A 12,654-nucleotide genomic window follows, 5' to 3' on the forward strand; every position below is an offset into this window, starting at 1 on the left:
TGTGAGCACCCCCGACTTCACCACCATCAACTGGCGCGGCCGCCCCGTGCAGATCGAATGCCAGTGGATCGCCCCCGAGCGCACCGATGCTCCGCTCATCGTCTTCCTGCACGAAGGCCTCGGCTCCATCGCGATGTGGAAGGACTTCCCCGCGCAAGTCTGCAACGCCGCCAACGCCCGCGGCCTCGTGTTCTCGCGCCCCGGCTACGGCCGCTCCACGCCGCGCGCCGACGACGAGATCTGGGACGTCGACTTCATGCACCGCCAGGCGCACGAGGTGCTGCCCGCGCTCTTCGCCGCCCTGAAGCTCGACGACGAGAAGCCCTGGCTCTTCGGCCACAGCGACGGCGGATCGATTTCGCTGCTGTATGCCTCGCGCTTTCCGGACCGCGCCAGCGGCCTCGTGGTGCTCGCGCCGCACATCTTCGTGGAAGACGTGACAGTCGCGAACATCGAGCAGGCCCGCACCGCGTATCTCTCGACCGACCTGCCGGCGAAGCTCGGCCGCTACCACGACAGCGCCGACTCGGCCTTCTGGGGCTGGAACCGCATCTGGCTGCATCCGCCTTTCCGCGAATGGAACATCGAGGCCGAGCTCGACACCATCTGCTGCCCTGTCCTCGCCATCCAGGGCACGGGCGACGAGTACGGCACGCTCGCGCAGATCCACGGCATTGCGGCGCGGGTCAGGGGATGCGAGCTGCTCGAAATCCCGGAATGCGGGCATTCCCCGCATCGCGATCAGCCGGATCGTGTCATCGTCGCGGCCACTTCTTTCATTGCCAAAAACAGGAGACAAACACCATGACCATCCGTACCGCCCGCCTCGCGCTCACCGCGATCGCCTTCGCCGCCCTGGCCACCGCCGCCGGTGCCCAGGGCACCGGCAAACTCAAGGTCGGCCTGATGCTGCCCTACAGCGGCACTTACACCGCCCTGGGTGTCGCCATCGAGAACGGCTTCAAGCTCTACGTGGACGAGCAGGGCGGCAAGCTCGCCGGCCGCGAGATCGAATACTTCAAGGTCGACGACGAGTCCGACCCCGCCAAGGCCACCGACAACGTCAACAAGCTGATCAAGCGCGACAACGTCGACGTGATCGTGGGCACCGTGCACTCCGGCGTGGCGATGGCCATGGCCAAGGCCGCGAAGGAAAGCGGCACCGTGCTGATCGTGCCGAATGCCGGCGCCGACGCGGTCACGGGCCCGATGTGCGCGCCCAACATCTTCCGCAGTTCGTTCTCGAACTGGCAGCCGGCCTTCGCGATGGGCGAAGTGGCGGCCAAGCAGCAGGGCAAGAAGAAGGCGATGACCATCACCTGGAAGTACGCGGCCGGCGACGAATCGGTCAACGGCTTCAAGGAAGGCTTCGAGAAGAACGGCGGCAAGGTCGACAAGCAGCTCACGCTGCCCTTCCCCAACGTCGAGTTCCAGGCGCTCCTGACCGAGATCGCGGCGGCCAAGCCCGATGCGGTGTACGCCTTCTTCGCGGGCGGCGGCGCGGTGAAGTTCGTCAAGGACTACCAGGCCGCCGGCCTCAACAAGACGATTCCGCTCTACGGCCCGGGCTTCCTGACCGACGGCACGCTCGACGCGCAGGGCGAAGCCGCGCAAGGCATGCTGACCACGCTGCACTATGCCGACGGCCTGAACACGGCGCGCGACAACGCCTTCCGCGTCGGCTACGCCAAGGCCTTCAAGCTGCAGCCCGACGTGTATGCCGTGCAGGGCTACGACGCGGCGCAGATGCTGGGCGTGGGCCTGGCCGCCACCAAGGGCGACATCGGCAAGAAGGCCGAATTCACGGCCGCCATCGAGAAGGCGAAGATCGACAGCCCGCGCGGCACGTTCACCATGAGCAAGTCGCACAACCCGGTGCAGGACATCTATCTGCGCAAGGTGGAAGGCAAGGAGAACAAGCTGGTGAGCATCGCGATCAAGGGCCTGACGGACCCGGCGCGCGGCTGCAGGATGTGACCCACCCCCGTCCCTCGCTCACTTCGTGTAGCTCGACTCCCCCCTCGAGGGGGCGACACCTGCGGCCCGGCGGAGCCGGTTCCGCGGTGTCTCACGAACATCGCGGGCGCTTTCGCGCCACGCTCTTTCTTTAAGCCCCTACCGGGATGACCTAACGTGGATTTCGGCACCTTTCTTGTCCAGTGCCTGAACTCGGTTCAGTACGGACTCCTGCTCTTCCTGGTGGCTTCGGGGCTCACGCTGATCTTCGGGATCATGGGCGTGATCAACCTTGCGCACGGCAGCTTCTACATGATCGGCGCGTACATGGCGTTCGCGCTCGCGCCGCTGTTCGGCGACCAGTTCCTCTTGATGCTGGTGGCCGGCGTGGTGCTGGCGGCCATCTTCGGCTACCTGCTCGAATGGGCCTTCTTCAGCTACCTCTACCAGCGCGACCACCTGCAGCAGGTGCTGATGACCTACGGGCTCATCCTGGTGTTCGAGGAGCTGCGCTCCATCCTCGTGGGCAACGACGTGCATGGCGTGAAGGTGCCGGCCTGGCTGGACGGCAGCTTCGCGCTGGGCAACGTCATGAGCTATCCCTGGTACCGGCTCTTCGCTTCGGCCGCCTGCATCGTGCTGGCGGTGGCGCTGTACTGGGTGGTCAACCGCACGCGGCTGGGCATGATGATCCGCGCCGGCGCGAGCAACCGCGACATGGTGCGGGGCCTGGGCATCGACGTGAAGCGGCTCTACCGCATCGTGTTCGCGGCCGGCGTGGCGCTCGCGGCGCTGGCCGGGATGATCGCGGCGCCGATGTCCTCGGTGTATCCGAACATGGGCGCGAGCGTGCTCATCATCTGCTTCGTGCTGGTGGTGATCGGCGGCATCGGCTCGATCACGGGCGCGCTCGTGGCCTCGCTGCTGGTGGGCTTCGTCGACACCTTCGGCAAGGTGTTCTTCGCGGACCTGAGCGGCATCGGCATCTACCTCTTGATGGCCATCGTGCTGATCTGGAAGCCCGAAGGGCTGATGGGGAGGCGGCCATGACGCAGACCGGAACCTCCATGCGGCGCGGCGCGTTTCTCGTGCCGGTGGTCTGCGCCATTGCCATCGGCGTGCTCGGCCCGTTGATGGGCAACTACGTCTCGGACTTCGTCGTGAAGGTGATGATCCTGTCGATCTTCGCGCTGAGCCTCGAACTGCTGGTCGGCATGACGGGGCTCGTGAGCCTGGGCCATGCGGCGTTCTACGGCATCGGCGCCTACGTCACGGTGCTGGCCTCGGGCAACGAGGGCGGCAACCTCGCGCTGCTGCTGCCGCTGGCCATGGGCGCGGCGGCGCTCTATGCCCTGTTCGTGGGTTCGCTGAGCCTGCGCACGCGCGGCGTGTACTTCATCATGGTGACGCTGGCCTTCGCGCAGATGGCGTTCTTCGTGTTCCACGACACCAAGGTGGGCGGCGGCAGCGACGGCATCTACCTGTACGTGCGGCCGGCCATCGGCAAGCTCGACCTGGAGAACCGCATGGTGCTGTTCTACGTGGTGCTCGCATCGCTGGTGTTCACCTACGGCCTCTTGGCGCTGGTGCGGCGCTCGCGCTTCGGCGCGGCGCTGGCGGGCATCCGCGTGAACGAGCAGCGCATGCGCGCGGCGGGATTCCCGGTGTACGGCTACAAGCTCGCGGCCTTCGTGCTGGCGGGTGCACTGGCGGGGCTTGCGGGCTTCCTGCTGGCCTCGCGCGACGGCGTGGTCAACCCCGAGCTGATGGCCTGGCACAACTCGGGCGAGGTGCTGCTGATGGTGATTCTCGGCGGCCTCGGCCACCTGCGCGGTGCGGTCATCGGCGCCATTGCGTTCACGCTGCTGAAGGAAATCTTCTCGACGCACGCCGTGATGGGGCCGCTGGCGGACCACTGGCAATTGACGCTGGGCATCGCGATCATCGTGTTCGTGGCGTGGCTGCCCAAGGGGCTGATCGGGCTGGCAAAGCGGCTCTCGCCGAAGGGGGCTGCATGACGACCGCACTGCTTTCCGTCGAAGGACTCACGCGCCGCTTCGGCGGCCTCACGGCCGTCAACGCCATCACGCTCGACCTGCACATCGGCGAAGTCCATGCGGTGATCGGCACCAATGGCGCGGGCAAGTCGACGCTGATCAACATGCTCTCGGGCGAGATCGAAGCCTCCGAAGGCCGCATCGCGCTCGACGGTGTCGACATCACGCGGCGCGCGCAGTGGCGCCGCGCGCGTGCCGGCGTGGGCCGCAGCTACCAGCGCACGACCATCTTCCCGGAGTTCAGCGTGCACGAGAACTGCCGCCTCGCAGCGCAAGCCGCCACGGCGCGGCCCTGGACGGTGTGGCAGTCGTCCGGGCGCTGCGCGGCCAGCAATGCGGCGGCCGATGCGGCACTCGAGGCCGCGGGCCTTTCGAACGAAGCCCTGCGCATCGCCGGCACGCTGAGCCACGGCGCGCAGCGCCAGCTCGAGGTGGCAATGTGCCTGGCCACCAAGCCCCGCGTGCTGCTGCTCGACGAGCCGCTCGCGGGCATGGGCGCCGAGGAAACCGACCGCATGCTGACCCTGCTCGCGCGGCTGAAGGCCACGCACGCGATCCTGCTGGTGGAGCACGACATGGATGCGGTGTTCCGCATTGCCGACCGCATCACGGTGATGGTGAACGGCACGGTCATCGCGACCGGCGATCCGAAATCGATCCGCGAGAACCCCGAAGTGCGCACCGCCTACCTTGGAGAGGATCACTGACCATGCTCGTCGTCCGCGATCTCAACACCTGCTACGGCAACAGCCACATCCTGCGCGGCGTGCATGCCGGCATTCCGGCCGCCACCTCGGTCGGCCTGCTCGGGCGCAACGGCATGGGCAAGACCACGCTGATCCGCACGGTCATGGGCTATGTGCGCCCCGCGTCGGGCGAAGTGCAGGTCGATGGCCGCACCGTCACCGGCTGGCCGCCCGAGAAGATGGCGCGTCTCGGCATCGGCTACGTGCCCGAGGGCCGCGGCATCTTTCCAAATCTCTCGGTGCGCGAGAACCTCGTGATGAGCGAGCGCGCGGGCATCGACGGCCGGCGCGCCTGGACCTTCGACCGCGTGATGGCCACCTTTCCGCGGCTGGCCGAGCGGCTCTCGCACGGCGGCCAGCAGCTCTCGGGCGGCGAGCAGCAGATGCTCTCGATCGGCCGCGCGCTCATGACCAACCCGCGCCTGCTGGTCCTCGACGAGGCCACCGAGGGCCTCGCGCCGCTGATCGTGGCCGAGATCTGGCGCGTGATCGGCGAGATCCGCGCGACCGGCATCGCCACGCTGATCGTCGACCGCGACTACCGCAAGGTGCTCGCGCACACCGACCTGGCGGTGGTGATGGAGAAGGGGCAGATCGTGCGGCACGGGACGTCGGCGGACCTGCTGGGGCAGCCGCTGGTGTTGGAAGAACTGCTGGGCGTTTGAAGGTCCATAGGGCCATGCGCAACGCTACGGCCCGCCGCTTCCAACTGTCTACAGACAGGTTTCAGGCGGCCTGCGATGCAGGGACTTCACTGACGCTGAAGTTTCCGAATCCATGTGTCCCATGACTCGATGCGTATGGGCGGCGACATGCCGTGCTCGAAATCGTGCCGCTTCTTGCTCTCGGAGAAGTCGTCGCGTGTCCGGCCACCGATAACCACCGAGCGAATCTCGATGTCCTTGTCGGAGTCGACCAACAACTTCGGATGCGGTCCCATGAAGGCGCCGTGACGAGCAGCGCCTGACTCGACCGCGTGCCGTACTTTGTGGGCGTAGCGCCGGAACGTCGACATGTCTCTGTAGATGTCCCCGATCCGACGTCGTATCTGGCCCGCCGCTTGGTTGACCTTGTGCGAGAACTCAGCATAGCTGTCGTCGTTTACCAGGAAGAAATCCGCTCCTTTGATCTCTATCAGCACGACCTCCATCCGTGAGCGCCCCGTGAAGACAACGAAGTCAATGAATCCATCGGCCAGCGGATACTCTGAAAGGACGATGTACTCCTCATGGGGATCTCCGTAGACCTCCCCGAAGAAGGAAGGGTCTCGCTTCAACAATTCCTGAAACTGTCGTTCCGTTGCGCCCGCATTGACCAGCTGAGAAAGCATGGCTTTGGAGATCATTCCGCTTTCTATGGTTTCCCGTCGGTTGACGATCTCGGGTTCTTCCAACCATGGCGCATCAGCAAAGGGATCGATTGCATTTCGCAGACGTTCGATTTCCGCGACCAACCGCAGATTCATCGCTGTCGAGCTTTTGAACTCGCTTGAATCACAAGAAAGAGTCGACAGCACGTCTTGCATGGACATCCGCGCCCACGACGGATCGCCCATGGGTCCAAAGCTGACCCCCGAGAACGATCCCCCTCCGCCATCGTGCCTCTCGTAGTGCTCGATGACACGCGCGTCGGGCTGAATCATTCCGCGCAGTAGCAGTGCTTGGTGAATGTGTTCAACGGAGTTCGTTATCGACGACCCAACAACAAACTCACCGAGATCCGTCAGAAGCGCGGTGACGCCACTTTGAGGACCAAAGAACGTGCGGACGCGACAAAGGCCTTGCCTCGTGTGAGCGATGCCAATAGGGAACTGAAATATGAAGTCCGACAGCTTCATCCTGCGCCTCGCGAATTGATGGGGTTACTTTTCTACAGTTTGTAGCAAGCCCTGTCTTGGCGACGACGTGCTGTCTTAAGTTGAGAAAATTTCTTCTTGAGCAAGCGAAAAGCGGACAGATCAAGTCAACCCACCGGGTTTCACCTCTGTCCTGCGACAGTGCGACAGCCGAATCATGTCCGGCTGCGCGGCCCCTCCCAGTGCCGCGCCCACTCCACGCACGAGGCTGCGCATGACTTCCCTGCAATCGCGTCACATCGACAACGTCTACTCCATCGCCACCGGCACGGCGCTGGCCGATCCGGCGGCGAGCCTGGTCCACAAGTCGTGGGCGCGCTGCGTGCGCGAGCACGGGCTCGATCCGACGAAGCCGAGCCCCGCGCGCATCCTGCCGGCGCAGGAGCTGCGCGCGCACCAGCAGCAGCTGGAGCATTTCTTGCGCGCGGCGCGCGCCGGCATGGAAGACATCTACCGCCGCGTCGCGGACCTCGGCTACATGGTGCTGCTGACGGACGCCGAAGGCATCACGGTCGACTACATCGGCAACCCAGCCTGGGACGACCAGCTGCGCCGCGCCGGCCTCTACCTAGGCGCCGACTGGAACGAGGCCCACGCGGGCACCTGCGGCGTGGGCACCTGCCTGGTCGAGCGCCAGCCGATGACCTGCCACCAGACCGAGCACTTCGATGCCACGCACATCGCGCTGACCTGCACCACGGCGCCGCTGTTCGACCACAGCGGCAAGCTCACGGCCATCCTCGACGTCTCGGCGCTGCGCTCGCCCGAGGCCCGGGAGAGCCAGCACCTGGTGCGGCACCTGGTGTCGATCTACGCGCGGATGATCGAGGACGCCGATTTCCTGCGCAGCTTCCGCGGCCACTGGATCCTGCGGCTGGGCACGGCCTACGGGCTGGTCGACGTGGTCGGCGAGCTGATGCTGGCCTTCGACGAGGGCGGCACGGTGGTCGGCGCCAACAGCGGTGCGCGGCAGGCCCTGGCCGGAAACCCGCTGGGCCGCGAGGTGTCGCAGCTGCTGCACATGCCGATGGACGCGGTCTGGCGCCTGGGCAATGGCGGCGCATTGGCCATGCCTTTCGCCCACACGGTGCTGCTGCCGGGCGGCGGCGAATACCACGCCTCGCTGCTGGCGCCGCGCATGCGGCGGGCGGCAGCGCCAGCGCCTGGCACGGCCCGTCCTTCCGATCGCCTGCCGCCGCTCGCGCGCATCGCCGGCGACGACCCGGCCATGCAGCAGCTTCTCGCGCAGGCGCGCCGTCTGGTGGACCGCGGCATCCATGTGCTGGTCGAAGGCGAAACCGGCAGCGGCAAGGAAGTGCTGGCTCGCGCCATGCACGGCGCGAGCCGCCGCGCGGCCATGCCCTTCGTGGCGGTGAACTGCGCGGCCATTCCCGATTCGCTGATCGAGAGCGAGCTCTTCGGCTACACGCCCGGCAGCTTCACCGGCGGCCGCGCCAAGGGCATGAAGGGGCTGATCGCGCAGGCCGACCGGGGCACGCTGTTCCTCGACGAGATCGGCGACATGCCGATGGCGCTGCAGACGCGGCTATTGCGCGTGCTGTCCGAAGGCGAGGTGCTGCCGCTGGGGGCGGAGTCGCCGCAGCGCGTGGACCTTGCCGTGGTGGCGGCCACGCACCGCGACCTGCCGGCGCTGGTCGCGGCCGGGCGCTTCCGCGAGGACCTGTACTACCGGCTGTGCGGCGCGGTGCTGAAGCTGCCGCCGCTGCGCGCGCGGGGCGACCGGCGCTACCTGATCGAGGCGATGTTCAATGAAGAGGCCGCGGCGATGGGCTCGGCCGCGCGGCTTTCGGAAGCCGCGATGCTGCGGCTGATGGCGCACGACTGGCCGGGCAACCTGCGCGAGTTGCGCAATGTGCTGCGGTTGGCGCTCGCGCTCTGCACGGGCGCCGGCATCACGCCCGAAGAGCTTCGCCTGGCGCCGCATCGTCCATCGCTCGACCCCTGCGGCGCCACGCCCTCTCCGACCGACGACGGCGACAGCGCCGCCAACGCCACGCGCCTGCTCGACGCGCTGCAGCGCCATCGCTGGCATGTGGCGCGGGCCGCGCAGGCGCTCGGCATCAGCCGCGCCACCGCGTACCGCCACATGAAGCGCTTCGGCATCGTGGCGCCGCAGCGCGGCTGACCTGCTCTAACGCGCCAGGATCTGCTCGATCGCGCGGACGGCCGTGCCCAGGCCGTCTTCCGCGCGCATCCGTTCGCCCAGCGCTTGGGCCCGCGTGCGCACCTGCGGGTCGTGCGCGAACGCGATGCCGCGCGCCAGGTCCTCGGCGCCGAACCGGGCACCCGCCACAGCGGGCGGTGCCACGCCCGCCTGCGCGAGGTGGTGCGCCCAGAAGGCCTGGTCACCCGCGAACGGCACGACCACCGAGGGCACGCCCGCGCGCGCGGCCGAGTGGCTGGTGCCCGAGCCGCCGTGGTGCACCACCAGCGCCACCCGCGGAAACAGCCAGTCGTGCGGGGTGTCGCCGACGGCGTGGAAGTTCGGTGGCAGCTGCCGCGCATCCAGGCCGCTCCATCCGGGATGCAGCACCGCGCGCCGGCCGGCCACGCCCTCGACGAGGGCCGCGAGCAGCCGCGCCTTGTCGAAGCCCGTCATGCTGCCAAAGCCGATGTAGACGGGCGCCTCGCCACCGGCGAGAAAGTCGCGCAGCGCCGGCGGTGGCTGCCAGTCGGGCGCGGGCGCGAGCCACTGGCCACACACCGCGGCGTTGGCGGGCCAGTCAGCCGGGCGCGGCAGCAGGCTCGGCGAATAGCCGTAGAGCACGGCGTGCGTGGTCCACAGGCGGCGCCGCGGCGGCAGGCCGCAGACCTCGGCGCGCGCGGCATTCACGGCCGGCCGGAAGGCGCGCCAGAGCAGCCCGTTGACGAGGTGGTGGCTCGCGCGGTTCAGGAAGCGCGGCACGCGTGTGGGCGGAAGGAAGGGCGAGGCGAATGCGGCCGTCGGCGTAAGCGGGAACATGCCCGCGCCGATGGCGGGCACGCCCAGCGCCTCGGCCGCCGACAGGCCCACGAAGGCCGCGAGCCCTGCGCAGACGACCGCGTCGCAGCCCTGCGCAGTCTCGACGGTCTGGCGCAGCCAGGGTGTGGCGTTGGCATTGGCGATGTCCGCGAGCGCCTTCGCGGCCGCGGCCGGTTTATCGCCCTGCGCGATGACGCCGCCGAGGGCCTGCCGCATGTCGCCGGCCAGCGCCTGCGAGCGCACGCCGAGCCGTTCGGCCGCGCCGAGCGTGGTCGCGTCCGCCAGCAGCACCGATGCATGGCCCGCGTCGTCCAGCGCGCGGCACAGCGCGGCGAGCGGCCGGGCGTCGCCCTCGGTGCCGTAGGTGAGCACGGCAATTTTCATGAGGAGCGCCTCCTCGCAGGAGGTTTCGGGGCTACGCGTGCGCCGCCGAAGAAGAGATCGACGACCACGGCGAACTCGTCGCGCAGCACGAGGCCAGGCAGCGTGAGCCAGCGCATCAGCGCACCGAAGTACAGATGGTGCAGCAGGCTCGCGAGGTGCGCGGCCGACACGTCGGTGCGCAGCGTGCCCGCCTGCTGGGCGGCGGCGATCATCGCCTCGAACAGTCCCGACAGGTCGCGCGGCGTGCTGCGGTCGCCGCCGCCGAGTTCGCTCTCGATGTTGAGGAAGCGAAAGCGGAAGTAGTCGAGCAGGTAGGCCCGGTAGCGCTCGGACCACTCGGCCGACGCGTCGAGCAGGCCGGCGAGCTGCACCGCGAAGCCCGCCTTCGGGTCGACCGCTTCGTGCAGGCGCTGCACATCGGCCTCGAGCTCGAGGTGCACCCAGTGCGCCAGGATCGCTTCCTTGGTCGGAAAGTGGTTGTAGAGCGTGCCCTTGGCCACGTCCGACTGCTGCGCGATCTGCTCCATGGTGGTCGCGTCGTAGCCCTGGGCTTCGAACAGGCGCATGGCGGTGGAGGCCACGTGGTCGAGCGTCTGGGTGCGGCGGCGCTCGCGGCGGCCGGGGGGGTCGAGTTCTGTCACGGTGCAGGGCCCTTGAATTTAAACTTCGTCCAATTTTAAACGTCGTTCAAATTCTCATGCCTTGTCTCAGTCTCGGTGAGACAGCGACAAGCGCCGGCGACAAAACCCCCGCCAAGCCGTTGATTCTTCGCCCTGTCCCGCACGGCACGAAAGCTGCGCCACGAACCCCGCGTGCGCCTTGCCGCGCCGCGATTCGTTCAACGACACACGGAGACATGCAATGACAGACCCGACCACCGGCCCCACCCGGGCCGCCGCCACCTGGCTCGCCGACTTTGCCGCCGCCCTCGCGCACGGCGAAGTCGACGCGGCCGTCTCGCTGTTCGAGGCCGACAGCTACTGGCGCGACCTCGTCGCCTTCACCTGGAACATCCGCACGCAGGAAGGCGCCGATGCCATCCGCGCGATGCTGCAGGCGCGGCTGGCCGACACGCAACCCGCGGCTTTCGCGCTGGAGGGCGAGGCAACAGAGGTCGACGGCGTGGTCGATGCCTGGTTCAGCTTCGAGACCCGCGTGGCGCGCGGCCGCGGCCATCTTCGGCTGCGCAGCGGCAAGGCTTGGACGCTGCTCACCACCATGACCGAGCTCAAGGGCTTCGAGGAAAAGACCGGCGAGAACCGCGTCAAGGGCGCGGAGCACGGCGTGCACAAGGGCCGCAAGAACTGGCTCGAGAAGCGCCGCGACGAAGAGGCCGCGCTCGGCTACACCGAGCAGCCCGAGGTGGTGATCATCGGCGGCGGCCAGGGCGGCATCGCGCTGGGCGCGCGGCTGCGCCGGCTGGGCGTGCCGACCATCATCGTGGAGCGCAACGCGAAGGCCGGCGACTCCTGGCGCAAGCGCTACAGGTCGCTGTGCCTGCACGACCCGGTCTGGTACGACCACCTGCCCTACATGCCCTTTCCCGACGACTGGCCGGTGTTCGCGCCCAAGGACAAGATCGGCGACTGGCTGGAGATGTACACGAAGATCATGGAGCTCAACTACTGGAGCTCCACCACCGCGAAGAAGGCCCGCTTCGACGAGGCCACGCAGCGCTGGGAGGTGACGGTGGAGCGCGAAGGCAAGCAGGTGGTGCTGCGGCCGAAGCAGCTGGTGTTCGCGCTTGGCGTCTCGGGCTACCCGAACGTGCCGAAGATCGCGGGCGCAGAGAACTTCAAGGGAGACCAGCACCATTCGAGCCAACACCCCGGGCCCGAGGCCTATGCCGGCAAGAAGTGCGTGGTGCTGGGCTCGAACAACTCGGCCCACGACATCTGCGCGGCGCTGTGGGAACACGGCGCCGACGTGACGATGATCCAGCGCTCATCCACGCACATCGCGCCGTCGCAGTCGCTGATGGAGCTGGCACTGGGCGGGCTCTACTCCGAGCAGGCAGTGAAGAACGGCATCGACCACCACAAGGGCGACCTGATCTTCGCTTCGGTGCCCTACAGGATCATGCACACCTTCCACATCCCGGTGTACGAGGAGATGAAGAAGCGCGATGCCGACCTGTACGCGCGGCTCGAGAGAGCGGGCTTCCTGCTCGATTTCGGCGTCGATGGCTCCGGGCTCTTCATGAAGTACCTGCGGCGCGGCTCGGGCTACTACATCGACGTGGGTGCCTCCGAGCTGGTGGCCAACGGCAGCATCCACCTCAAGAGCGGCGTGAACATCGAGCGGGTGAACGAGCGCTCGGTCACGCTGACCGACGGCACCGAGCTGCCGGCCGACCTGCTGGTGTACGCCACCGGCTACGGCTCGATGAACGGCTGGCTGGCCGACCTGATCTCGCCCGAGATCGCCGACAAGGTGGGCAAGTGCTGGGGCCTGGGCTCCGGCACGCCGAAGGACCCGGGTCCCTGGGAGGGCGAGCTGCGCAACATGTGGAAGCCCACGCAGGTCGAGAACCTCTGGTTCCACGGCGGCAACCTGCACCAGTCGCGCCACTACTCGCAGTTCCTGGCGCTGCAGCTGAAGGCGCGCATGGAAGGCATCGACACGCCGGTGTACGAGCGCGCGCCGTCCTTCCACACGCGGTGAGCAGGCGGC

Annotated in this window: 11 protein-coding genes; 8 read left to right on the forward strand and 3 right to left on the reverse strand. The window is 67.8% G+C overall.

Translation table 11 applies throughout. The features are described from left to right. Position 1 precedes the first annotated feature (1 nt). The 6 genes from L1081_RS19740 to L1081_RS19765 all read left to right on the forward strand — a co-directional run bounded on the left by L1081_RS19740 (position 2) and on the right by L1081_RS19765 (position 5,424). A complete protein-coding gene (locus tag L1081_RS19740) occupies positions 2–808 on the forward strand; it encodes an alpha/beta fold hydrolase (RefSeq protein ID WP_489413697.1) in 807 nt (268 codons plus the stop codon). Beyond that, positions 805–1,977 (forward strand): ABC transporter substrate-binding protein, encoded by a 1,173-nt coding sequence (locus L1081_RS19745; RefSeq protein WP_489413698.1) that lies wholly within the window; start codon positions 805–807, stop codon positions 1,975–1,977. Before L1081_RS19740 ends, L1081_RS19745 begins: the two co-directional genes overlap by 4 nt. Positions 1,978–2,133: 156 nt before the next feature. Beyond that, a complete protein-coding gene (locus L1081_RS19750) occupies positions 2,134–3,006 on the forward strand; it encodes a branched-chain amino acid ABC transporter permease (protein WP_021004792.1) in 873 nt (290 codons plus the stop codon). Beyond that, the gene (locus tag L1081_RS19755) at positions 3,003–3,974 is read left to right on the forward strand and encodes an ABC transporter permease subunit (protein WP_489413699.1); all 972 of its coding nucleotides are present in this window, start codon (positions 3,003–3,005) and stop codon (positions 3,972–3,974) included. Before L1081_RS19750 ends, L1081_RS19755 begins: the two co-directional genes overlap by 4 nt. Continuing rightward, positions 3,971–4,720, forward strand: a complete 750-nt coding sequence (locus tag L1081_RS19760; protein ID WP_489413700.1) for an ATP-binding cassette domain-containing protein — start codon at positions 3,971–3,973, stop codon at positions 4,718–4,720. Before L1081_RS19755 ends, L1081_RS19760 begins: the two co-directional genes overlap by 4 nt. Before the next feature lie 2 nt (positions 4,721–4,722). After that, entirely contained in the window at positions 4,723–5,424 is a 702-nt protein-coding gene (locus tag L1081_RS19765; protein ID WP_489413701.1) for an ATP-binding cassette domain-containing protein, read from the forward strand. An 86-nt stretch (positions 5,425–5,510) separates the two neighbouring features. On the opposite strand, the gene L1081_RS19770 is transcribed toward L1081_RS19765, so the two are convergent. Continuing rightward, the gene (locus L1081_RS19770; RefSeq protein ID WP_489413702.1) at positions 5,511–6,596 is read right to left on the reverse strand and encodes a Shedu anti-phage system protein SduA domain-containing protein; all 1,086 of its coding nucleotides are present in this window, start codon (positions 6,594–6,596) and stop codon (positions 5,511–5,513) included. A gap of 232 nt (positions 6,597–6,828) precedes the next feature. Here L1081_RS19770 and L1081_RS19775 point away from each other — a divergent pair, with 232 nt between their 5' ends. Then, the gene (locus L1081_RS19775) at positions 6,829–8,760 is read left to right on the forward strand and encodes a sigma 54-interacting transcriptional regulator (protein WP_489413703.1); all 1,932 of its coding nucleotides are present in this window, start codon (positions 6,829–6,831) and stop codon (positions 8,758–8,760) included. 6 nt (positions 8,761–8,766) lie between these two features. Here L1081_RS19775 and L1081_RS19780 read toward each other — a convergent pair whose 3' ends face one another. Then, positions 8,767–9,981 (reverse strand): nucleotide disphospho-sugar-binding domain-containing protein, encoded by a 1,215-nt coding sequence (locus tag L1081_RS19780; RefSeq protein WP_489413704.1) that lies wholly within the window; start codon positions 9,979–9,981, stop codon positions 8,767–8,769. Next, positions 9,978–10,622 (reverse strand): TetR family transcriptional regulator, encoded by a 645-nt coding sequence (locus tag L1081_RS19785; RefSeq protein WP_489413705.1) that lies wholly within the window; start codon positions 10,620–10,622, stop codon positions 9,978–9,980. Before L1081_RS19785 ends, L1081_RS19780 begins: the two co-directional genes overlap by 4 nt. A gap of 220 nt (positions 10,623–10,842) precedes the next feature. Here L1081_RS19785 and L1081_RS19790 point away from each other — a divergent pair, with 220 nt between their 5' ends. Next, positions 10,843–12,645, forward strand: coding sequence for an NAD(P)-binding domain-containing protein (locus tag L1081_RS19790; protein ID WP_489413706.1), 1,803 nt, complete (start codon positions 10,843–10,845; stop codon positions 12,643–12,645). Positions 12,646–12,654 lie beyond the last annotated feature (9 nt).

Source organism: Variovorax sp. MSC1_012 (genome assembly GCF_023667525.1).
GTDB lineage: Bacteria > Pseudomonadota > Gammaproteobacteria > Burkholderiales > Burkholderiaceae_C > Variovorax > Variovorax beijingensis_B.

Bases quoted from the DNA above. Each gene is read 5' to 3' on its own strand.
- L1081_RS19745 (WP_489413698.1), top strand. From the start codon at position 805: ATGACCATCCGTACCGCCCGCCTCGCGCTCACCGCGATCGCCTTCGCC.
- L1081_RS19755 (WP_489413699.1), top strand. From the start codon at position 3,003: ATGACGCAGACCGGAACCTCCATGCGGCGCGGCGCGTTTCTCGTGCCG.
- L1081_RS19760 (WP_489413700.1), top strand. From the start codon at position 3,971: ATGACGACCGCACTGCTTTCCGTCGAAGGACTCACGCGCCGCTTCGGC.
- L1081_RS19765 (WP_489413701.1), top strand. From the start codon at position 4,723: ATGCTCGTCGTCCGCGATCTCAACACCTGCTACGGCAACAGCCACATC.
- L1081_RS19770 (WP_489413702.1), bottom strand. From the start codon at position 6,596: ATGAAGCTGTCGGACTTCATATTTCAGTTCCCTATTGGCATCGCTCAC.
- L1081_RS19775 (WP_489413703.1), top strand. From the start codon at position 6,829: ATGACTTCCCTGCAATCGCGTCACATCGACAACGTCTACTCCATCGCC.
- L1081_RS19780 (WP_489413704.1), bottom strand. From the start codon at position 9,981: ATGAAAATTGCCGTGCTCACCTACGGCACCGAGGGCGACGCCCGGCCG.
- L1081_RS19790 (WP_489413706.1), top strand. From the start codon at position 10,843: ATGACAGACCCGACCACCGGCCCCACCCGGGCCGCCGCCACCTGGCTC.